Below are 20,527 nucleotides of genomic sequence, written 5' to 3' on the forward strand. Positions count from 1 at the left end.
GCCTCCGTCAACGCGGCAGCCGCAGCGCGAGCCCGTCGAGGACGACCTCCAGGCCGTAGGCGAACTTCGCGTCGCGCAGGGCGGCCGGGTCGGCGATGGCGGGGGCGGTGTCGGCGTAGGACGCGGCGAGGTGGTCGTGGCCGGCCGCGGCCTCCTGGGCGGCGGGCATGAGGCGGGCGATGAACCCGGCCTCGGTCTCCCCGGAGCGGGCCACCGTGATCAGCCAGGCGCCCTCGGTGGTGCTCATGCCGATGACGTACGACAGGACCGTGTCGATCGCGCCGTTCGGCTCGGGGAACCCCGCGTCGGTGAACAGGGCGGCGAGGCGCTCGGAGTAGGCCATGAGGTTGGGGCCCAGGTAGGCCAGGCCCGCCTGGCCGAGGACCGTGGACAGCCAGGGGTGGCGCAGGGCGGTGGCCCGGAAGGAGGACGCCGCCCCGGTGACCGCGGCACGCCAGTCCGACCCGGCCGGCGGTACGTGGATCTCGGCGGCGACCGCGTCCACGGCCAGCTCCATCAGCTCGTCCTTGGTGGCGACGTGCCGGTAGAGGGAGGTCGCGCCGGCGTTCAGACGGGCGCCCAGTTTGCGCATGCTCAGGGCCTCCACACCGTCGGAGTCCAGCATCGCGATCGCCTCCCGCACGATCGCGTCCCGGCTCAGCGCGGGCTGGTCGGGCTCGCGGCGCTGCCGCGCCCATACGGACGGGATGGGGTTCGTCTTCCCGCTCGCCTTCCCACTCGCCTTCCCGCTCACCTTTTCGTTCGACTTCTCGTTCGTCTTCTCGTTCGCCTTGGCCGCCATGGCGTCGACTCCTCGCGCTCGTCTCGTTGCGTACATCGTTCGCATCCAGCGTACATAGTTCAAGGGTTGCGCACACCGTTCCGGTCTGCGTACAGTGTTCGCAACGAAGGAACGGCGTTCGCAACGCCGGTCAGGGAGCGAAGGGAAGACTCATGGAAACCCGCAATCCACGCCGCTGGTGGATCCTCGTCGTGCTGTGCCTGAGCACGCTGGTGCTGATCGTCGACAGCATGGCGCTGACGGTCGCGGTGCCGTCCATGACCGAGGAGCTGGGGGCGAGCGCCCAGGACACCCAGTGGATCCTGGACTCCTACATCCTGGTCTTCGCGGGCCTGCTGCTGACCTCCGGCAGCCTCGGCGACCGGTTCGGACGCCGCAAGGTGATGCTGATAGGGCTGCTGCTCTTCGGAGCCGCCTCACTGGCGGCGACCCTCTGCACCACACCGGGCGAGGTCATCGTCTCCCGGGTCGCGATGGGCGTCGGCGGAGCGCTGATCATGCCGTCCACGCTCTCCATCCTCATCACGGTCTTCGACGAGGACGAGCGCGGCAAGGCGATGGCGGCGTGGGGCTCGGTGTCGATGCTCGGCCTGGTCGGCAGCCCGGTGCTCGGCGGCGTCCTGATCGACCACTTCTCCTGGCAGTCGATCTTCCTGATCAACGTCCCGGTCGTCGCCCTGGCCCTGGTCGCCGGCGTCACCCTCATGCCGGAGTCGAAGGCGCCGTACCAGAAGGCGGACCCGCTGGGCGCGCTGCTGTCCGCGGCCGGCATGACCGCGCTGGTCTGGTGGATCATCGAGATTCCGCAGCACGGCGCGTTCGACGGCCGCGGCGTCATCACCCTCGCGGTGGCCGTCGTCTCCCTGGTGGGCTTCGTGATCTGGGAGAACGTCACGAAGTCGCCGATGGTCCCGCTGGTCCTGTTCAAGCAGCGCAACTTCAGCGGCGGTTCGATCTCGCTGGCCCTGGTGCAGATCGGCAACGGCGGTCTGCTGCTCGTCCTCACCCAGTACCTCCAGTTCGTCCTCGGCTACTCCGCCATCAAGGCCGGCCTCGCCTTCCTGCCCCTCGCCGTCGCCGCGCTCCTCGGCAACGGCGTCGGCGTCAAGCTCGCCGCGAAGATCGGCAACCGCTTCGTGATCCTCGCCGGCATGCTGGTGATGGCGGCCTCCTTCGCCCTGCTCACGACGGTGACGGCGGACAGCGGCTTCACGGTCCCGGCGGTGGGCCTGGGCCTGCTCGGCCTCGGCGCCGGTCTGGCCATGCCGGCGGCGGTCGCCGCCCTGATGGGCACCATCCCCGAGGACAAGGCGGGCGTCGGCTCGGCCCTGAACGACACCATCCAGCAGGCCGGCACCGCCCTCGGCATCGCGATCCTCGGCTCCCTGCTCACCAACGGCTACCGGGCCGAGATGCCGGCCGACGCCCCCGAGCAGGCCCGCCAGTCCATCGCCGGCGCCCTGGCGGTGGCGGGTGAGGACGCGAGCCTGGCGCAGGCGGCCCGGGAGGCCTTCACCTCCTCGATGGCGACGACGTTCACGGTCAGCGCGGTGGGCGTGCTGGCGGCGGCGATCCTGGCGACGCTGGTGATGCGCGACAAGCGCGACGAGCAGGGGCAGGCGGCCCCGGCGGGCGAGCAGCCGCAGAGCGCGCCGAAGGACGCCGAGCTGGTCGGCTGACGGCCTCGCTCCCGCCCCGCCCCGCTCAGCTTCGACTCCCTTCCTGAACACAGAAGGCCGGCTCCCCGAGAGGGGGCCGGCCTTCTGGCGTGGGTGAGCGGTAAGAGGCGTGAGCCGTCAGAGGCGGGAGGCGTGCGCCGTCAGAGAGCGGGCGTCCACCCCGGGATCGTGGGCAGAACCGTTTCCGCGACGCGCAGCAGCGTCGCGTCGTCGGGCGGTACGGAGTCCTGACGCCAGACGGCGATCTCGTAGGAGCCGCCGCCGTCCTTCGGGTCCCGCGCGATCACCAGGCTGCGGGCCGGGTGGCTGGGGACGCTCTCGGCCTTGTCGCCGTCGCCGCCGAAGCTGAAGCCCATGGTCCCGGTCGAATAGAGGACCGCCGGGCGGCCGAGGACGGTCCGCTCCTGGGCGGTGGCGCCCAGCAGGCCGGCCAGCCCGGTGACCGGCTCGTCGTCGTACGCCGCCGAGAGCTGCACGGTGTACGTGCTCAGCCGGACGTCCGCCTTGGGGCTCGGCGCGTCGCCGCCGCCGAGGGAGAAGCCGTCGTCGGCGCTCCCGAGCGACTTCGCCTCCTCCCCGGGCGTGCCGAGCAGCGTCGGCAGGTCGGGGCGGTTCAGCGCGGTGCAGAGCTCGTATCCGGAGAGGTAATCAACGGTCTTCGCGGTCTTCTTGCCCCCGGTGGCGGACGCGGACGGGGTGGGATCGGACTTCGAGCAGGTGAGCGCGGTCGGGCCGCTCTCCCCGGACGACTTCTGAAGCGCCCACAGCCCGCCGCCCAGCGCCCCCACCACCACGAACGCCGCGATGGCCTGGCCCCACGCGTTCGGTGGCCTCCCGGACACCGCGGGTCTCTCCGAAACGTCCGCCATTACCGCCGGTACCCCCTGGTCGTTGCCGGTCACGCCCGCTCCCCCGGCGCGCGTCGATCGCGCGCGCCGGGGGAGCCTAACGGGTCAGGGGGGTACGGGGAAGCGGGTTTGCCCGCCCGGGAGGCGGATCGCCCGCCGTACGACGGTCAGTTGACGTTCACCGCGCTCCAGGCCGCCGCCACCGCGCTGTGCTCCGTGCTGCCGGAGCCGTAGAGGTCGCGGGCGGCGTTCAGGGTCGCCGTGCGCGCTCCCGCGTAGTTCGTGGAGGAAGTCATGTAAACGGTCAGGGCGCGGTACCAGATCTTGCCGAGCTTGTCCCGGCCGATGCCCGTCACCGTGGAGCCGTTGGACGTCGGGGAGTTGTAGGTGACGCCGTTGATCGTCTTGGTGCCGCTGCCCTCCGCGAGGAGGTAGGCGAAGTGGTTGGCGACGCCCGAGGAGTAGTGGACGTCGAGGCCGCCCACCGAACTGCTCCAGTAGTCGGCGGAGTTGCCGTCCTTGCTGGGCTTGTCCATGTAGCGCAGGGCGTCCCGGCCGAACCCGGAGCGGACGATCTTCTCGCCGATCAGGTAGTCGCCGGCGTCGGAGGAGTTCCCCGCGTGGAACTCCACGAGGGCGCCGAAGATGTCGGAGGTCGCCTCGTTGAGGCCGCCGGACTCGCCCGAGTAGGTCAGGTTGGCGGTCTTCGAGGTCACGCCGTGGCTCATCTCGTGGCCGGCGACGTCCAGGGAGACCAGCGGGCCGAGCAGGGTGCCGTCACCGTCGCCGTAGGTCATGCAGAAGCAACTGTCGTCCCAGAAGGCGTTGTTGTACCGGTTGCCGTAGTGGACGCGGTTGTAGGAGCCCTTGCCGTCGTTCGCGATGCCGTTGCGGCCGTGGACGTTCTTGTAGTAGTCCCAGGTCACGTCGGTGCCGTACTGGGCGTCCACGGCGGCCGTGGCGCGGTCGGCGGTCGCGCCGGTGCCCCAGTGGTTGTCGGCGTCGGTGAAGACCGTCGAGGGGGCGCGGCTGATGCAGATGCCGAAGATGCACAGGTCGGTCTTGTTGGCCGCGTCGCCGGTGTAGGTGTTGCCGCGGGTGGGGTCCTTGAGCTGGTACGTCGAGCCCGAGAGGGTCGTCTCCACCGGGACGGTGCCGCCGTAGAGGGACTTGCCGTCGCCGGTCGCGGTCTCCAGGGTGTCCCAGGCGTCGATCTGGGCGCCGGTGCGGGCGTCGGTCAGGACGGCGCGGGCGACGGGGTTGCCCTGGGCGTCCAGGGCGGCGACGTTCGTCTGCCAGGCCAGCCTCGGCGCGCCGTGCAGCGCGTCGACGACCAGCCGCGGCTTCGCGGTGACCTTCTTCAGGGACTCGCCGAGGTGCGCGGCCCGCAGGGCGTTCGCCGCGGTGTCGGCGGCCTTCGGGGCGGTCAGCGTGGGGGTGATGCCGGGCAGCGAGATCTCGCTCCTCGTCGCACGGTCCGCTCCGCGGTAGGCGCCGTCGGGGGCCAGGTGGACCACGAAGTCACCGCCTAGCACGGGGAGTTGGCGGTAGGTGCGGTCGTAGCGGACATGCTGGGCGCCGTCCTTGTCGACGATCACGTCCCGGACGGCGGTGCCCTGGGCGGCGGTCAGGCCCAGGCTCGCGGCGTGGTCGGCGAGCGCGGTGGCCGCGTTGTCCAGCGCGGCGGCCCGGGTGGGGCGGTCGGCCGCGTCGGCGGCCGGGGTGAGTACGGCGGCCATGATGGTGGCCGTGGTCGCGGCGATGCCGGCGGTGGCCAGTCGGGAGCCTCGGGCGTGCTGCCGTATCCGACGCATCTGTCTCCTCGGTGTCCTCGGGAACGCGCGCACGGGGGCGCGTTCGGGAAGGCGTGCTGCGCCGTGAGGCGCGTGGGGGTGGCGCTGAGGTCGTCCTGAGATTTAAGAGGGCATGACATGTCATGTCCATAGCGCCGCGTGCGGGAGCGGTGCGGGTGCCGTGAGGGGAGAGAGGGGGGAGAGAATCGTTTCCGTGACCACCCCGGAACTCCCCTTCTTCGTCTACGGCACCCTGCGTCCCGGCGAGCCCAACCACGCCCTCTTCCTGCGCGGCCGCACCCACGCCGAGGAGCCGGCCCGGCTGAGCGACGCGGTGCTGTACGACGGGCCCGGCTATCCGTACGCGGTGGAGGAGCCCGGCGGAACGGTGTCCGGCGACCTCGTCACCGCGCTCCCCCAGGCCTACGGCCCCCTGCTCGCCGAACTGGACCGCCTGGAGGACCACCGCCCCGGCGACCCCCGCAACCTGTACGAACGCGTGGCCCGCGAGGTGATCCGGGGCGCCGACGGCCGGCCGGTGCGGGCGTGGGTGTACGTCGCCGCCGAGCCGGTCGCGGCGAGGCTGCGGACCCGGGGCAGGCGCATCGACTCCGGCGACTGGCGCGACCGGGGCCGATGAGGGCGGGCGGTCACCCGTTCACACGCTCTTCGCGGGCTTTTCCGCGCGAACGCCCCCGCGCGGCCGTGACCGGCCCTGACCTGCACAAACAGACCTTTCGGTGGGCTTCCGGGCAGCCCACCTGACACCCGTTCATCCCATTTCTGACGTTTTCTCAGGAAGCGCGGTCGCGGCGCTGGGATTTTCCTCGGAGGAGCAGGGCACGACCGACGCAGCGGCACATGGGGGTGCCGCGGGTCGTGGTCCTGGACGAGTTCGAGGAGCACCGATGCGACGAACGGCCGCCCGCCTGCTGACCGGTGGAGCGCTCGCGCTCGCCGCCGCGGGCACGGTCACCGGGCCCGCGTACGGCACCGGCGGCGGCCGTCTGGAGGTGTCCCCCGCCACCGCCGTCCCCGGCGGCGACGTCACCGTGACCACCACGGCGTGCGGCGGACGCGGGGCGGCGGCGGGCGACGCGGGCGCGGTCGGCGCGGGTCGCTTCACGGTCGCGCCCGGCACGGAAGGGGGCGAGGCGGCCGGCCGGTTCCGGGTGCCGCCGAGCGCGCATCCGGGGACGTACGAGATCGTCGCGGAGTGCGCGACCGACGGGCGGCGGATCACCGGGGACCTGGTGGTGACGCTGAGTTCCGTGCGGCAGCAGGTGTACCCGCGCGGAATTGTGAAGACGGGGGTCGGCGGCGCTCTGGGCCCCGACCCCGTACAGACCGCGGCCGGCGTGGCGGCTCTCGCCGTCGCCGCCGCGGGCGGTACCTGGCTCCTGCATCGCCGGGCGAGAGGCGACAGGATCTGACGGACACCCTCCGCTGTCCGTCCGCCGGTACCGCATGTCCCTCCCCCTCCGGGTCCGACGCCCCTCGCGGCCCGGAGGGGGGTATGGGGCCCCGTTCCACCGAGAGGGGATCGCCGGATGCGCAAGATACTCGGAAGGCGCACAGCACTCGCAGCGCGCAGAACACGCAGGTCGCTCGGAATGCGCAGGGCGCTCGTACATCGCAGATCACTCGGACATCGCGGGTCACTCGGAATGCGCAGGTCGCTCAGGTCACTCAGGTCACTCAAGACGCCCAGGCCGCTCAGGTCGCTCAGGTCGCGGCGGGTCGGGAACACCGCGATAGCCGCCGTCACCGCGGTCTCCCTCTGCTCGGGCGTGTGGCTGCTGCTCGGCGACGCCGACACGCACGCCCCGCCGCCCCAGCCCTCCGCCGCCGAGGCCCGCCCCGGCGGCGCCGACACCCGCTCCGCGCCCGCGCTCCCGCCCTCCCCGCCCGACCGCGTCCGCATACCCTCCATCCACGTGGACGCCCCCCTGACGGGCCTGGGCCTGACGGAGTCCGGCAGCCTCGACGCGCCGCCCGCCGAGCGGAAGAACCTGGCCGGCTGGTACGAGGCCGGCGCGACCCCCGGCGAGACGGGGACCGCGATCGTCGCCGGCCATGTCGACGACGCCGACGGCCCCGCCGTCTTCTACGACCTGGGCGCGCTGAAGAAGGGCGCCGTGATCGAGGTGGACCGGCGCGACGGCGGGGTCGCGGTGTTCACCGTGGACCGCATCGAGGTGTACGAGGCGCGCCGCTTCCCCGACGAGAAGGTGTACGGGGCGGCCCGGCGGCCCGAGCTGCGGGTGATCACCTGCGGCGGCGGATACTCGCGGGCGACCGGCTACCAGGGGAACCTGGTCGTGTTCGCGCACCTGACCGGCAGCCGCTGAGCCCGCTGGGGCGGACACGCAGGGGCCGGCGGGCGGAGCCGCCTCACAGCCCGGTGCGCCCCGGCGTCCGTAACCCTCACACCCGTCCCCCTGCCCCGCTGAGGGCAGCGTTCCTCGCGGGAAACAACCGTGATGCGGTCGGGTAACCTCCGCACCGCACGCTCGACGGCATGACCTCGAATTCGCGTGTGGTGGTGATCGGCGCCGGCCTCGCGGGCGTACGACTCGCCCGCCGGCTCGGCGAGCTGGGCACGCCCGCACTGCTCGTCGGCGAGGAGGAGCACGCCCCGTACAACCGGGTCCTGCTCGCCGAGGTGCTGGCCGGCCGGTACGCCCCCGAGGTGATCGCGCTGCCCGCGCCCGCCCGGACGGTCCGTGCCCGGGTCACCGGCATCGACCGCGAGCGGCGGACGGTGGTCTGCGCGGACGGCGCGGAGGTCGCATACGACACGCTGGTCCTCGCCACCGGCTCCAACCCCGTGCTGCCGCCGCTGCGCGGTCTGTTCACCCCGGACCACGTCCTGCCCGAGGGCGTCCACGCCTTCCGGACCATGGACGACTGCCTGGGTCTGTCCAAGGCCGTCCGGCCGGGCGTGCGGGCCGTCGTCATCGGCGGCGGGCTGCTCGGCGTCTCCGCCGCCCGCGCGCTCGCCGTGCGCGGCGCGCAGGTCGTCCTCGCCCAGCAGGCCGAGCGGCTCATGGAACGTCAACTCGACCCGGCGGCGTCCGAGTTGGTGCGCCGGCACCTCGTCGGCCTCGGCGTGGAGATCCACACCGAGTGCCGGGTGCGGGACGTGCGCTGCGTCGGCGGCGCGGTCCGCTCCGTCGAGATGGCCGACGGGTACGCCCTCGACGCCGATCTGGTGGTGCTGGCCTGCGGGGTCTCCCCGCGCGCCGGACTCGCCAAGGCCGCGGGGCTCGCCGTCCGCAAGGGGATCGTCGTCGACGACGGACTCCGCACCTCGGACCCGCGCATCCACGCGATCGGCGACTGCGCGCAACACGACGGGACCGTGTACGGGTTGGCGGCCCCCGCGCTCGAACAGGCGGAAGCGCTGGCCGGGTTGCTCGCCGGTGACGCCGACTCCCGTTACACCGGCACCCGTTCCCTCACCCGGCTCACCCTCTCCGGGCACGGCCCGTTCGACCTCGCCGCGTTCGGCGAGACCGAGCCTCGCCCCGGCGACGACGTCGTGCAGCTCGCCGACGCCACCCGCGGCACCTACCGCAAGGTCGTCGTCCGCGACGACCGCCTGGTCGGCGGGGTGCTCGTCGGCGAACTCGGCACCGTCGGCGCGCTCGCCCGCGCCTGGGAGGGAGCAGAGCCGCTCCCGGACGACGGCCCCCTGCTCCACCTGCTCACCAACGATGGAGGCTTCTGATGACGGCCACCCCGGGGGCGAACCCCACGATCGTGCTCGTCGGCCATGGCATGGTCGGCCAGCGCTTCCTCGAAGCGCTCGCCGAGCGCGGCCTGACCGCCACGCACCGCGTGGTCGTGCTCTGCGAGGAGCCGCGCCCGGCCTACGACCGCGTCGCCCTCACGTCGTACTTCTCGGGGAAGACCCCCGAGGACCTCTCCATGACCGACATGGAGTTCATCGCCGCGCACGGCATCGAGCTGTACGTGGGCGACCCGGCGGAGACCGTGGACCGCGAGGCCCGCAAGGTGACCGCGCGGTCCGGGCAGGTCTTCGACTACGACGTCCTCGTCCTGGCCACCGGCTCCTACCCGTTCGTGCCGCCGGTCCCGAACAAGGACGCCGAGGGCTGCTTCGTCTACCGCACGATCGAGGACCTCCTCGCCATCGAGGAGTACGCGCGGACCAAGGCCCGGGTGGGCGCCGTGGTCGGCGGCGGACTGCTCGGCCTGGAGGCCGCGGGCGCGCTGAAGGGCCTCGGACTCACCAGCCACATCGTGGAGTTCGCGCCGCGCCTGATGCCGGTGCAGGTGGACGACGGCGGCGGCGCCGCGCTGCTGCGCACCATCGAGGACATGGGCCTGACCGTCCACACCGGTGTGGGCACGCAGGAGATCGTCGTCGACGACTCCGGCGCGGTCACCGGCATGAAGCTGTCCGACGGCTCCGAACTCGCCGCCGACATGGTGGTGTTCAGCGCCGGCGTCCGCCCCCGCGACCAGCTCGCCCGCGACTGCGGACTGACGGTCGGCGAGCGCGGCGGCATCACGGTCGACGAGCAGTGCCGCACGGTGAACGACCCGCATGTCTTCGCGATCGGCGAGTGCGCGCTGGCCGTCGACGGCCGGGTGTACGGCCTGGTGGCCCCCGGTTACGAGCAGGCCGAGACGGCGGCGGCGACCATCGCCTCGGACGAGGCGTCCTTCGTCGGCGCCGACCTGTCCACCAAGCTGAAGCTGCTCGGCGTGGACGTGGCGTCCTTCGGCGACGCGCACGGCACCGCCGAGGACTGCCTCGACGTCGTCTACTCCGACTCCCGCTCCGGCCTGTACAAGAAGCTGGTCATCGGCCGGGACGGCACACTGCTCGGCGGCATCCTGGTCGGCGACGCCGACGCGTACGGCACGCTGAAGGCGTTCACCGGTTCCGTCCCGCCCGTCTCGCCCGAGTCGCTGGTCCTGCCCGCCGGTTCGGGGGGCGGCGCACAGCTCGGCCCGTCCGCGCTGCCGGACGAGGCGATCGTCTGCTCCTGCCACAACGTGTCCAAGGGCGCGATCCGCGGCGCGGTCACCGAGCACAGGTGCACCACCGTGCCCGAGGTGAAGAAGTGCACCAAGGCCGGTACGGGCTGCGGCAGTTGCGTCAAGGTGCTCGGACAGCTCGTCACCGCCGAGCTGGAGGCGAGCGGCGTCGAGGTCGACAAGGGCCTGTGCGGCTGCTTCGCGCAGACCCGCGAGGAGCTGTACGAGATCGTCCTAGCCCTGCGCGTCAACACCTTCCAGGACCTGCTGGACCGCTACGGCCGCGACGGCGCCCGGGGCGGCGACGGCTGCGAGGTCTGCAAGCCGGCGGTCGGCTCGATCATCGCCTCCCTCGCCCCGACGATCGGCGCGAGCGGCTACGTCCTCGACGGCGAGCAGGCCGCCCTCCAGGACAGCAACGACCACTTCCTCGCCAACCTCCAGAAGAACGGCTCGTATTCGGTGGTGCCGCGCATCCCCGGCGGTGAGATCACCCCCGAGGGCCTGATCGTGATCGGCGAGATCGCCCGGGACTTCGGCCTCTACACGAAGATCACCGGCGGCCAGCGCATCGACATGTTCGGCGCGCGGGTCGAGCAACTGCCGCTGATCTGGACCCGGTTGGTGGACGCCGGCTTCGAGTCCGGGCACGCCTACGGCAAGTCGCTGCGCACCGTGAAGTCCTGTGTGGGCCAGACCTGGTGCCGCTACGGCGTCCAGGACTCCGTCCGCATGGCGATCGACCTGGAGCTGCGCTACCGGGGCCTGCGCTCCCCGCACAAGCTGAAGTCGGCGGTCTCGGGCTGCGCCCGCGAGTGCGCCGAGGCCCAGTCGAAGGACTTCGGCGTCATCGCCACCTCCAACGGATGGAACCTGTACGTCGGCGGCAACGGCGGCGCGACCCCGCGCCACGCCGACCTGCTCGCGCAGGACCTGTCCGACGCCGAACTGGTGCGCCTCATCGACCGGTTCCTGATGTTCTACATCCGCACCGCCGACCGGCTGGAGCGCACCTCGACCTGGCTGGAGCGGATCCCGGGCGGTCTCGACCATGTGCGGGACGTGGTGGTGGAGGACTCCCTCGGCATCTGCGAGGAGCTGGAGTCCCTGATGACGGCCCATGTGGCGCACTACGCCGACGAGTGGGCGACCACCATCAACGACCCCGAGAAGCTGGCCCGGTTCGTGTCCTTCGTGAACGCGCCGGACACCCCCGACCCGGTCGTCGGCTTCGTCCCCGAGCGCGAGCAGATCAAGCCCGACCTGCCGCTGCTGACCATCGGCCACCGTCCCCTGGAAGGGAGCGCCCAGCGATGACCCTGGCACCCGAGACGACCGAGCTCAAGATCCAACTGCGGCTGGGAGAGGAGACGGACGGCTGGTTCACGGTCTGCGACCTCAGCCGCCTGGTACCCGGCCGCGGCGTGGCCGCCCTGCTGCCGGACGGCCGCCAGGTCGCCCTGTTCCGCGACCGCGCCGGCGCCCTGTACGCGATCGACAACCGCGACCCCTTCGGCGGCGCGGCGGTCCTCTCCCGCGGCCTCACCGGCACCCACCAGGGCCGCCCGTTCGTCGCCTCCCCCCTGCTGAAGCAGCGCTTCGACCTCGTGTCGGGCCAGTGCCTGGACGACGAGACGGTACGCGTGGCGACATACGAGATACGCACCACCTGACAGCGCTCCTGGTTCCCAGCCCGTCTGGGGGTCCCCCCTCTGGGGGAGCTTGAGGACGAGGCCCTTTCAGGGCCGAAGCGGGGGTCTGGGGGCGGCAGCCCCCAGGGACGGGAAGGGAAGGGGCGGCGGGGGCGAAGACATGGCGGTCACCGCCCCGGCGCCACCTCCTGCAACGGCCTGGCCGGCCGGGCCACCCCCGCAACACCCCCACCCCGCCCCACCGCCGGGAGGCGGATCACCGCGTCCAGGCCGCCGCTCGGGGCGCGACGCAACACCGCCTCACCCCCACTCGCATGGGCAAGCCGCTGCACCAGCGCAAGCCCCAGCCCCGTACCGCCCTTGGGCGCATCGGGCGCCCGCCAGAAACGATCGAAGGCGCGCCGACGCTGCTCCTCGGTCATCCCGGGCCCCTCGTCCATGACGTGCAGCTCGACCCACGAGGGCCCGTTCGCACGATGCGGAAACCGGCGTTCGTGGGGCGTGTGCCGACGCGGGTCGACGGACACCGTGCTGCCGGGCGGCGACACCCGCAGGGCGTTGGAGAGCAGGTTGTCGAGGATCTGCTCCACCGCCCCGGGCACCGCCATCACCTCGCCCGGGTAGTCCCCCGCCAGCGCCAGCCACACCCCGTGCCGCTCGTACAGCGGGGCCCAGGCCCGCCGCCGCTCCTCGCACACCCGCCCCAGCTCGACCCGCTCCCGCTCGGCGGCGCTCTCGTCGAGGCGGGCCATCGCGAGCAGCCCCTCCACCATCCGGGCCAGCCGGTCGGTCTCGGTCAGCGCCGCGGTGAGGCCGCCCCGGGCGTTCAGGGCGATGTCGTTCTCCAGGTTCTCCAGCCGCAGCCGCAGCGCCGCCAGCGGTGTCTTCAGCTGGTGCGAGGCCTCCCCGGCGAAGGCGCGCTGGGAGGCCAGGAGGTGTTCCAGGCGGGCGGCGGTGCGGTTGAAGGTCGCGGCGAGACTGCGCACCTCCGGCGGCCCCTTGGTGATCGCCACCGGGACGACGGTCCCGCCGACCGCCAACTCGTGCGTGGCACGCTCCAGTTCACGGATGGGCCGACCCGTCCAGCGGGCGATGGCGAAGCCCACGACGGCGACGGCGATCAGGGCCGCGAGTCCGCCGAGCGCCAGCAACAGCCAGACGTGGTGCACCCGTTCGTGCACCATCCGGGTCGGCACGGTGATCCGGACGGCCCCCTGCCCTTCGTCGCCCTGGAGCACCGGGGTCGCGACCGCCAGGTACTCCACCCCGCCGATGGTGGAGGTGCGCACGTCCGCCGTGGCCGTCCCGCGCAGTGCGGCGGCGATGCCGGGCCAGGAGGCGAGCCTGCTCTCCTCGACCGCGGTCAGCGGATGCGAACTGGCCAGCAGACCGCCCGACTTGTCGACGATCAGCACCTTGCCGCCGATCCGTTCGGCGCAGTGCGCGGCCCGCTCGGGCAGGTCCTGCGCGGCCCGCCCCTCCGCGATGGACAGCGAGGCGAACGCCGACACCGACTCCGCCTCGTCCTTCGCCATGCTGGTCACCCGCTCGCGCTCCCCCCGCGAGTACACGAACCCCAGCGGGATCTCCAGGCAGAGCAGGAGCAGCGCGGCGAGCGTGAGGTAGCTGAGCAGCAGGCGCCGGGTCATCGAGAGGCCGCCGACCACTGCTGCGAGGAGAACGACTCTCCGTACCCCGGCGGATCGTACGTCGGCGGCGACGCACCCGGCGGCGCCGACTGCACCGCCAGCCGGAACCCCACCCCGCGCAGCGTCTGGATCCACGCCGGGTTGCCCAACTTGCGCCGCAGGGTGGCGATATGGACGTCGAGGGTCTTCGTCGGGCCCTCGTAGTGCGGGTCCCAGACCCGGTCGAGGATCTGCTGCCGCGAGTAGACCGCGCCCGGGTCCTCGGTGAGCAGCGCGAGCAGCTCGAACTCCTTGGGCGTGAGCGCCACGGCCCCCTCCCCGACCCACACCTGCCGCGTCCGCCGGTCGACGACCAGCGGGCCGACGGCGCCGCCGGCGACCTCGGCGGGAGGCGGGACGGGGTCGAAGGGGGCGGCGGGCGGGGGAATCGGTGCGGGGGCGAAGGCTGTGGAGGCTGCGGGGGCCGGGGGAGCGGCCGGTGCAGGGGGAGTTGCAGGGGCAGAGGAAGCAGCGCGGGTAGTGGGGACCGTGGAAGCGGCGGGGGCGGTCGGCGCGGCGAACCCGCCGCCGCCGAAGGAGTCCCCACTGAAGGACTCCCCGCCGAAGGACTCTCCGCCGAACGGTTCCGCCCGGTCGCCGGCGACTCCGAACCCAGGGGCGGGCGCGGCACCGGAACGACCGCCGGCCTGCTCCGCGCCACCGAACTCCGAGCCGCCGAACTCCGCTCCCACCAGGCCCCGTTGGGTCCGCCGGGTCACGGCCCGCACCCGGGCCACCAGCTCCCGCATGCTGAAAGGTTTCGCCAGATAGTCGTCGGCGCCCAGTTCCAGGCCCAGCACCCGGTCGGCCTCCTCGCCCCGCGCGCTGAGGATGATGACGGGAACGTCGGAGGTCCGCCGGATGCCGCGACAGACGTCGATGCCGTCGATGTCGGGCAACCCCAGGTCGAGCAGGACGACATCGCCGTACGGGCCTCTCAACCCCTCGCCCCCGGTGCGCACATGGTGCACCGTCAGTCCGAAGTGCCCGAGACCCTCGATCAGCGGTTCGGCGATCGTCTGGTCGTCCTCGATGAGCAGGACTCGTACGCCCATGCGTTCCGTCTCTCCCGTGAACCGAATTCGCGTGTTCCGTGGACCCGTCACGCTACAAGAGCGGTCAGGAATACGTCGATCGAATCCAGGGCAGTGTGATCAGCGGCTCAGCGTCGGACAAAATATGTCCCAGTCCTGTCAGCGGTTTAGTGTTCCTCTAACCTTCGCCTGGCAATCGCTCCTCTACGGTGAGGTCAGGCCTGGTCGGTCTCCCCCCTCCGACCAGGCCTGACCTGCTCGTTCATACCCCACCGGGAGGAACCGTGAAGGCATTGCTGGACCGCGCGCGCTCGTTCAAGCGGCGGGTCGACTTCGAAAGCGGCGAATACCGGAGGCTGGCCGAGGGCCAATATCCCGAGGCATTGTTCATCACCTGCTCCGACTCGCGGGTGATACCCGCACTCATCACGGGCGCGCGCCCCGGAGAGATATTCGAGCTGCGAAACGCGGGCAATATCGTTCCACCGCACGGCCGGCCGGGCGCCTCGGGTGAGGCCGCCACCATCGAGTACGCACTGGAGGTGCTCGGCGTTCAGGACATCGTCGTGTGCGGCCACTCCCACTGCGGTGCGATGGGCGCGCTCAAGTCGGGCGACGACCTCTCCGCGCTGCCCGGCGTGGACGCCTGGCTGCAACTGGCCCGCCCCAGGCTGGCGTCCGTCCTGGACGGTGACCTGGAGGATCCGTCGCTGCCCGACATCGCCCAGCTGAACGTCGTCAACCAGCTGGCCGTACTGCGGAGTTACCCGGCGGCCCGTCGGCGGATCGACGAGGGCCGACTGCGTCTGCACGGCTGGTACTACGAGGTGGACACCGGCCAGGTGCACGAACTGGACGAGGACGGCCTGTTCCGGGTGCACGCGGCATGAGCGGCGCACACGCCCGGCACGGCCGGGGCCGGGGCGGCGCGGAACCGACCGGCACGGGACGCACCTTCCGGATGGACGGCGGGATCCCCGAGTCCCCTCCCCCGCCCTCCTCGCCCCCCACCGGCCATGGCGCACCGCCCGCCCCCGCGGCCTCCGGCCCCTACGACCCGTCCAACTCCTTCGACTCCTTCGGCTCCTTCGGCCCCGGGCCCTCCGCCGGCCCGGCCCCCGAGAGCGGCAACCCCTACGCCGAACCGGCCCCCTACGCCGGACCGGCTTCCTTCAGCGAACCGGCCTCCTTCGGCGAACCGGCTTCCTTCAGCGAACCGGCCTCCTTCGGCGAACCGGCTTCCTTCGGCGGCCCGGCCGCCCACGCCGACTCGGCCTCCCTCGCGAGCGGCTCCGCGTACGACGTGGGCGCGGACTTCGATCGCGGCGCCGCCTTCGACCGGGCGGCGGACGCCTTCGCCCGCGCCGCCTCCTCCGCCGCCCCCGCTCCCTCCGAGCGCGCCGTTCCCCTCGGCCGCAGGACCTACGCCTCGGACGGCAGCGATCCCTTCGACCGCAGCGACCTCTTCGCCTCCGACGGGCCCGGGGACGCGGCCCCGCGGAAGCGCTTCGGCGGCGCTTCCCTCGCCGAAAAGGCCTTCGCCGGGAAGGCGTTCGGGGGCAAGGGGTTCGGGGGCAAGGGGTTCGGCGGGAAGGCGTTCGGCGGTGAGTCCTCCGATGCTCAGTCGCCTGGCGGGCAGTCACCTGACGGCAAGTCCCCTGGCGGGAAGCCCTCCGCCGGGCCGAAGGGCGACCTGGCCACCGAGATCACCGCGTCCCTCGTCGTCTTCCTGGTCGCGCTCCCCCTGTGCATCGGCGTGGCCGTCGCCTCCGGCGTCCCCGCCGAGCTGGGCATCATCTCGGGTGTCATCGGCGGTCTGGTGGTGGGCATGGCCCGCGGCAGCACCCTCCAGGTCAGCGGCCCGGCCGCCGGTCTCGCCGCGCTGGTCGCGGAGACGGTGATGGAGCACGGCGTGGCCATGCTCGGCGTGATCGTGCTCTTCTCCGGCCTGCTTCAGATCGTCCTCGGACTGGTGAAGCTCGGCCGGTTCTTCCAGGCGATCTCCCTGGCCGTCGTCCAGGGCATGCTCGCGGGCATCGGGCTGCCGCTGATGTTCAGCCAGGCGTACCCGGCGGCCGACGCGAAGGCGCCCGGCACGCCGATCGAGAACATGGCCGGCATCCCCGGCCTGCTCGCGGACACCGTCAGCAACCCGCAGACGATGATCGCGGCCGGCCTCGGCATCGCCACGGTCGTCCTGAGCTTCCTGTGGAAGAAGGCGCCGGGCCCGGTCAGCAAGGTCCCGGCCGCGCTGGTCGCCGTCGGCATCGGCATCGCGATCGCCGCGCTGCCCGGCGTCGAGGTGAAGACCCTCCAGGTGGGCAATCTGCTCGCCGCCGTCGACGTGCCCGGCGGTGAGCAGTTCGCCGGTCTGGCGGACGTCGGCATCATCACCGCGATCCTGACCTTCACCGTGATCGCGTCCGCCGAGTCGCTGTTCACCGCCGCCGCGGTGGACCGTATGCACGACGGTCCGCGCACCCGCTACAACCCCGAGCTGATCGCCCAGGGCGCCGGCAACACGGTCGCCGGCCTCCTCGGCGCGCTGCCCATCACCGCGGTGGTGGCCCGCAGTTCGGCGAACGTCCAGGCGGGCGCCAAGACCCGCATGTCCCGCACCCTGCACGGCCTGTGGCTGCTCGCCTTCGCCCTGCTGCTCCCCCAAGTGCTGGCGCTGATCCCGATCTCGGTCCTCGCGGGCGTGCTGATCCACAGCGGCTGGAAGCTGTTCGCCCCCGCGGAGTTCCCGAAGATGTGGCGGCAGGACCGCGGCGAGTTCGCGGTCATGACCCTCACCACGCTGGTCATCGTGGCGACGGCGCTGCTGGAGGGCGTGCTGTTCGGCCTCGCGGCGGGCATCGTGCTGGCCGCGGTGCGGATGTCGCAGACGGTGATCAAGCAGCACTTCGAGGACGACACCGCGAAAGTGGTGATGGCCGGGAACGCGACGTTCCTGCGCCTGCCCCAGGTCATCGAGGCGCTGGAGGCCGCCGCCGAGTCCGGCAAGCCCCGGATCCGCCTCGACCTCACCGGCGTGACCCACCTAGACCACGCCTGCCGCAGCCAGGTGGAAGAGTTCACCGCCCAGCAGCGCGGCAAGGGCCTGCGGGTGGAACTGCTGATGCCGGGCCCGGCGAAACGACCGGTGGCGGAGGGGGCCGCAACGGGTCCCACGGCGGGTTCCTCGACGGAGACCGCGACGGGATCGACGGCCGCCGGCTTCGGAACCGGCACCGGGGCCGGCTTCGGAACCGGGGCCGGGGTTGGCTTCAGAACCGGTTCCGGTTTCGGCACCGGGGCCGGGACCGGCTTCGGATCGGCGGACCCGACGGCCGACCTCCGGAACGGAGTCCCGTCCAGCCACCCGTCCGGCCGTCCGCCCCGCCGCCCGACCGGCTACCCGGAGACGGCCGCCGCTTCCTCCGACACCGGGGACTTCCCCGGGACGGCCGCCGCCCCCGGCCCGACCGCCGAGTGGTTCTACCTGGACACCCGCCCCATGCCGGAGGACTTCGCGGAGCGGTACGCGCAGGAGTACGCCCCCGGGTACGCGCAGGGCTAGCCCCTCCCTGGAGCCGCACTCTCGTAAGCCGCGCCCTCCGAAGCCGCCCCCGCTGGAGCCGCCCCCCGTCCGCTAGCCCTTCAGCCCCTCGTACGTCACCCCCGTCAGCCGCTCCGACTCCGTCCACAGCCGTTCGCTCGCCCGGTCCTCGAGGGTCCAGGAGGCGCGCCTCGACGGCGCGGGCCCTCCGCGCCACATCGCGCGGGACGGGCCGGTGAAGGAGTCGGGGCGCACGTCGGGGGCGGTAGCGGCGTACAGGGTGGGCAGCGCGCCCCCCTCGGCGGACTGGGCGAAGACGCGGTTGCCGAGCTCCGCGATCCGTTCGACGCCCCGGCGTCCCTCCAGACGGGGGCCCGCGGTCTGGAGGTTGGTCGACGCGTACCCGGGGTGCGCGGCGGCCACGACCAGGCCGGCGCCCGCCGCCTCCAGCCGTCGGGCCAGCTCGTGCGTGAAGAGCAGGTTGGCGGTCTTGGAACGTCCGTAGGCGATCCAACGGCGGTAGCGGCGCTCGCTGTTGAGATCGCGCGGGTCGATGTTCGACAGCAGGTGGGCCATGCTGGAGACGTTGACCACGCGGGCTTCGGGCGTGGCGAGCAGCCTGGGCAGCAGCAGTCCGGTGAGGGCGAAGTGCCCGAGGTGGTTCACCCCGAACTGCGTCTCGAACCCGTCGGCGGTGGTGCCGTAGGGCAGCGCCATCACGCCCGCGTTGTTGACGAGCAGGTCGAGCCGCTCGTACGGCAGGCGCGCCGCGAACTCCCGCACGGAGGCGAGGTCGCCGAGGTCCAGCGACCGCAACTCCACGTCGGCGTCCGGCACTTCACCGGTGAGCCGCTCGACGGCCTCGCGCCCCCGGGTCTCGCTGCGGCAGGCCAGCACCACGCGAGCTCCGGCGCGGGCGAGTTCCCGCGCGGCGATGTATCCGATTCCGCTGTTGGCGCCGGTGACGACGGCCGTGCGGCCGGTCTGGTCGGGGATGTCGCGCGTGCTCCAGGCGACGGCCATGAAGGGCTCCTTCCGCTACGGCCCCCAGCGTAGGCACACGCACCGGACGCATCCGGGCAGCCTCGCCCAGGTGTCCTCATCCGGGGCACTCTCCCGTTACGACATGTCCACGACACGGCTACCCTGCGCTCCTAGCGTCCCTCACCGCACGACCTCGCCGCCGACCGGTGGCGGGCCGGTCACGACACACCCTTGGAGCAAGCGTGGAACGTCGTACCCTCCTGCGTGCAGCGGTGCTGGGCGGGTCCTCCGCCGCGCTCGGCGGAACCCTGTGGCGCGGCGCCGCGTACGCCGCGCCGGCCCAGCCCGGCGCGGGCCCGTACGGGGCGCTCGGCGCACCGGACGCCAACGGCATCCGGCTGCCGAGCGGTTTCACCAGCCGGGTGATCGCCCGCTCCGGGCAGACGGTCCCCGGCACCTCGTACACCTGGCACAACGCCCCTGACGGCGGGGCCTGTTACACCGACGGCAGTGGCTGGATCTATGTCTCCAACTCGGAGATCAACCCGTCGGGCGGCGCGAGCGCGGTGAAGTTCTCGGCGACGGGGACGGTCACGTCGGCGTACCGCATCCTCTCCGGCACCCGCACCAACTGCGCGGGCGGGAAGACCCCTTGGAACACCTGGCTGTCCTGCGAGGAGGTCGACCGGGGGTACGTGTACGAGACCGATCCGTGGGGCGTGAACGCGGCGGTGCAGCGGCCCGCGATGGGCCGTTTCAAGCACGAGGCCGCCGCCGCCGACCCGGTGCGCAGGGCGATCTATCTGACCGAGGACGAGACGAACGGCCGCTTCTACCGCTTCCTGCCCACGACTTGGGGAAACCTGTCCTCCGGCACCCTCCAGGTCATGGTCGCCGGCAGCGCCACCTCGGGCTCGTTCACCTGGACGAACGTCCCCGACCCGGACGGCTCCCCCACCAGCACCCGCACCCAGGTGTCGGGCTCGAAGTCCTTCAACGGCGGCGAGGGCTGCCACTACGCCGACGACACGGTCTGGTTCACCACGAAGGGCGACAACCGCGTCTGGCAGCTCAACCTCACCGCCAACACATACGAGTTGGCGTACGACGACTCCCTCGTCTCCTCCGGCACGGCCCCGCTCACCGGGGTCGACAACATCACCGGCTCGGCCTCCGGCGACCTGTTCGTGGCGGAGGACGGCGGGACCATGGAGATCTGCGTGATCACCCCGAACGACGTCGTCGCCCCCTTCCTCCGCGTCGACGGCCAGTCGGCCTCGGAGATCACGGGTCCGGCCTTCTCCCCCGACGGGACCCGGCTGTACTTCTCCAGCCAGCGCGGCACGTCGGGGAGTTCGTCGGGCGGGATCACGTACGAGGTGCGGGGCCCGTTCCGGACGTGAGCCGGAGCGCGCAAGAGGTTGGGCGCGGGCGAGATTGAAAGGAACCTGACAGGAGCGAGGAGGAACCGGGCCGGGCGGCGACTCGTTCGA

Annotated in this window: 16 protein-coding genes; 10 read left to right on the forward strand and 6 right to left on the reverse strand. The window is 72.5% G+C overall.

Annotation, left to right across the window (positions count from 1 at the left end; genetic code table 11):
• Positions 1–7 precede the first annotated feature (7 nt).
• Positions 8–802 carry a TetR/AcrR family transcriptional regulator gene (locus ACFYX4_RS03520; protein WP_389325090.1) on the reverse strand — a complete coding sequence of 265 codons (795 nt, stop codon included), beginning with the start codon at positions 800–802 and terminating at the stop codon, positions 8–10.
• 152 nt (positions 803–954) lie between these two features.
• Here ACFYX4_RS03520 and ACFYX4_RS03525 point away from each other — a divergent pair, with 152 nt between their 5' ends.
• Complete coding sequence (locus ACFYX4_RS03525; RefSeq protein WP_389325093.1) at positions 955–2,481, forward strand: MFS transporter; 1,527 nt, start codon at positions 955–957, stop codon at positions 2,479–2,481.
• Between the two features lie 140 nt (positions 2,482–2,621).
• Here ACFYX4_RS03525 and ACFYX4_RS03530 read toward each other — a convergent pair whose 3' ends face one another.
• Together ACFYX4_RS03530 and ACFYX4_RS03535 are read right to left on the reverse strand one after the other, a co-directional pair.
• Entirely contained in the window at positions 2,622–3,323 is a 702-nt protein-coding gene (locus tag ACFYX4_RS03530) for a DUF6215 domain-containing protein (protein WP_389325096.1), read from the reverse strand.
• 173 nt (positions 3,324–3,496) lie between these two features.
• Positions 3,497–5,143 carry a M4 family metallopeptidase gene (locus ACFYX4_RS03535; protein WP_389325099.1) on the reverse strand — a complete coding sequence of 549 codons (1,647 nt, stop codon included), beginning with the start codon at positions 5,141–5,143 and terminating at the stop codon, positions 3,497–3,499.
• 193 nt (positions 5,144–5,336) lie between these two features.
• On the opposite strand from ACFYX4_RS03535, the gene ACFYX4_RS03540 reads away from it, so the two are divergent.
• The 6 genes from ACFYX4_RS03540 to nirD all read left to right on the forward strand — a co-directional run bounded on the left by ACFYX4_RS03540 (position 5,337) and on the right by nirD (position 11,808).
• Positions 5,337–5,762: a gamma-glutamylcyclotransferase family protein gene (locus ACFYX4_RS03540; RefSeq protein WP_389325102.1), complete on the forward strand. Its 426-nt coding sequence runs from the start codon at positions 5,337–5,339 to the stop codon at positions 5,760–5,762.
• A gap of 268 nt (positions 5,763–6,030) precedes the next feature.
• Positions 6,031–6,555 (forward strand): hypothetical protein, encoded by a 525-nt coding sequence (locus ACFYX4_RS03545; protein ID WP_389325105.1) that lies wholly within the window; start codon positions 6,031–6,033, stop codon positions 6,553–6,555.
• A 234-nt stretch (positions 6,556–6,789) separates the two neighbouring features.
• Positions 6,790–7,473, forward strand: coding sequence for a class F sortase (locus ACFYX4_RS03550; protein ID WP_389325108.1), 684 nt, complete (start codon positions 6,790–6,792; stop codon positions 7,471–7,473).
• Positions 7,474–7,643: 170 nt separating this feature from the next.
• The gene (locus ACFYX4_RS03555; protein ID WP_389325111.1) at positions 7,644–8,855 is read left to right on the forward strand and encodes an NAD(P)/FAD-dependent oxidoreductase; all 1,212 of its coding nucleotides are present in this window, start codon (positions 7,644–7,646) and stop codon (positions 8,853–8,855) included.
• Positions 8,855–11,452, forward strand: coding sequence for a nitrite reductase large subunit NirB (gene nirB / locus ACFYX4_RS03560; protein WP_389325114.1), 2,598 nt, complete (start codon positions 8,855–8,857; stop codon positions 11,450–11,452). The genes ACFYX4_RS03555 and nirB overlap by 1 nt, the downstream gene beginning before the upstream one ends.
• Positions 11,449–11,808 carry a nitrite reductase small subunit NirD gene (nirD, locus tag ACFYX4_RS03565; RefSeq protein WP_389325117.1) on the forward strand — a complete coding sequence of 120 codons (360 nt, stop codon included), beginning with the start codon at positions 11,449–11,451 and terminating at the stop codon, positions 11,806–11,808. Before nirB ends, nirD begins: the two co-directional genes overlap by 4 nt.
• A gap of 146 nt (positions 11,809–11,954) precedes the next feature.
• Here the strand turns inward: nirD and ACFYX4_RS03570 are convergent, their stop codons facing one another.
• Positions 11,955–13,436, reverse strand: coding sequence for an ATP-binding protein (locus tag ACFYX4_RS03570; RefSeq protein WP_389325120.1), 1,482 nt, complete (start codon positions 13,434–13,436; stop codon positions 11,955–11,957).
• On the reverse strand, positions 13,433–14,530 hold the full coding sequence (locus ACFYX4_RS03575) for a response regulator transcription factor (RefSeq protein ID WP_389325123.1): 1,098 nt from the start codon (positions 14,528–14,530) through the stop codon (positions 13,433–13,435). The genes ACFYX4_RS03570 and ACFYX4_RS03575 overlap by 4 nt, the downstream gene beginning before the upstream one ends.
• Positions 14,531–14,793: 263 nt before the next feature.
• On the opposite strand from ACFYX4_RS03575, the gene ACFYX4_RS03580 reads away from it, so the two are divergent.
• Together ACFYX4_RS03580 and ACFYX4_RS03585 are read left to right on the forward strand one after the other, a co-directional pair.
• Complete coding sequence (locus ACFYX4_RS03580) at positions 14,794–15,399, forward strand: carbonic anhydrase (RefSeq protein ID WP_389325126.1); 606 nt, start codon at positions 14,794–14,796, stop codon at positions 15,397–15,399.
• Positions 15,396–18,071 carry a SulP family inorganic anion transporter gene (locus ACFYX4_RS03585; RefSeq protein WP_389325129.1) on the forward strand — a complete coding sequence of 892 codons (2,676 nt, stop codon included), beginning with the start codon at positions 15,396–15,398 and terminating at the stop codon, positions 18,069–18,071. The genes ACFYX4_RS03580 and ACFYX4_RS03585 overlap by 4 nt, the downstream gene beginning before the upstream one ends.
• Before the next feature lie 72 nt (positions 18,072–18,143).
• On the opposite strand, the gene ACFYX4_RS03590 is transcribed toward ACFYX4_RS03585, so the two are convergent.
• Entirely contained in the window at positions 18,144–19,073 is a 930-nt protein-coding gene (locus ACFYX4_RS03590) for an oxidoreductase (RefSeq protein ID WP_389325132.1), read from the reverse strand.
• A 203-nt stretch (positions 19,074–19,276) separates the two neighbouring features.
• Here ACFYX4_RS03590 and ACFYX4_RS03595 point away from each other — a divergent pair, with 203 nt between their 5' ends.
• Positions 19,277–20,437, forward strand: coding sequence for an alkaline phosphatase PhoX (locus tag ACFYX4_RS03595; protein ID WP_389325135.1), 1,161 nt, complete (start codon positions 19,277–19,279; stop codon positions 20,435–20,437).
• Positions 20,438–20,527: the final 90 nt, after the last annotated feature.

Source organism: Streptomyces sp. NPDC002328, assembly GCF_042890065.1.
Classification (GTDB): Bacteria; Actinomycetota; Actinomycetes; order Streptomycetales; family Streptomycetaceae; genus Streptomyces.

Excerpts from the sequence above, each read along its gene's own strand:
- ACFYX4_RS03525 (WP_389325093.1), top strand. The coding sequence starts at position 955 with ATGGAAACCCGCAATCCACGCCGCTGGTGGATCCTCGTCGTGCTGTGC.
- nirB (WP_389325114.1), top strand. The coding sequence starts at position 8,855 with ATGACGGCCACCCCGGGGGCGAACCCCACGATCGTGCTCGTCGGCCAT.
- ACFYX4_RS03575 (WP_389325123.1), bottom strand. The coding sequence starts at position 14,530 with ATGGGCGTACGAGTCCTGCTCATCGAGGACGACCAGACGATCGCCGAA.
- ACFYX4_RS03535 (WP_389325099.1), bottom strand. The coding sequence starts at position 5,143 with ATGCGTCGGATACGGCAGCACGCCCGAGGCTCCCGACTGGCCACCGCC.
- ACFYX4_RS03550 (WP_389325108.1), top strand. The coding sequence starts at position 6,790 with ATGCGCAGGTCGCTCAGGTCACTCAGGTCACTCAAGACGCCCAGGCCG.
- ACFYX4_RS03520 (WP_389325090.1), bottom strand. The coding sequence starts at position 802 with ATGGCGGCCAAGGCGAACGAGAAGACGAACGAGAAGTCGAACGAAAAG.
- ACFYX4_RS03545 (WP_389325105.1), top strand. The coding sequence starts at position 6,031 with ATGCGACGAACGGCCGCCCGCCTGCTGACCGGTGGAGCGCTCGCGCTC.
- ACFYX4_RS03590 (WP_389325132.1), bottom strand. The coding sequence starts at position 19,073 with ATGGCCGTCGCCTGGAGCACGCGCGACATCCCCGACCAGACCGGCCGC.
- ACFYX4_RS03555 (WP_389325111.1), top strand. The coding sequence starts at position 7,644 with ATGACCTCGAATTCGCGTGTGGTGGTGATCGGCGCCGGCCTCGCGGGC.
- ACFYX4_RS03585 (WP_389325129.1), top strand. The coding sequence starts at position 15,396 with ATGAGCGGCGCACACGCCCGGCACGGCCGGGGCCGGGGCGGCGCGGAA.
- ACFYX4_RS03570 (WP_389325120.1), bottom strand. The coding sequence starts at position 13,436 with ATGACCCGGCGCCTGCTGCTCAGCTACCTCACGCTCGCCGCGCTGCTC.
- nirD (WP_389325117.1), top strand. The coding sequence starts at position 11,449 with ATGACCCTGGCACCCGAGACGACCGAGCTCAAGATCCAACTGCGGCTG.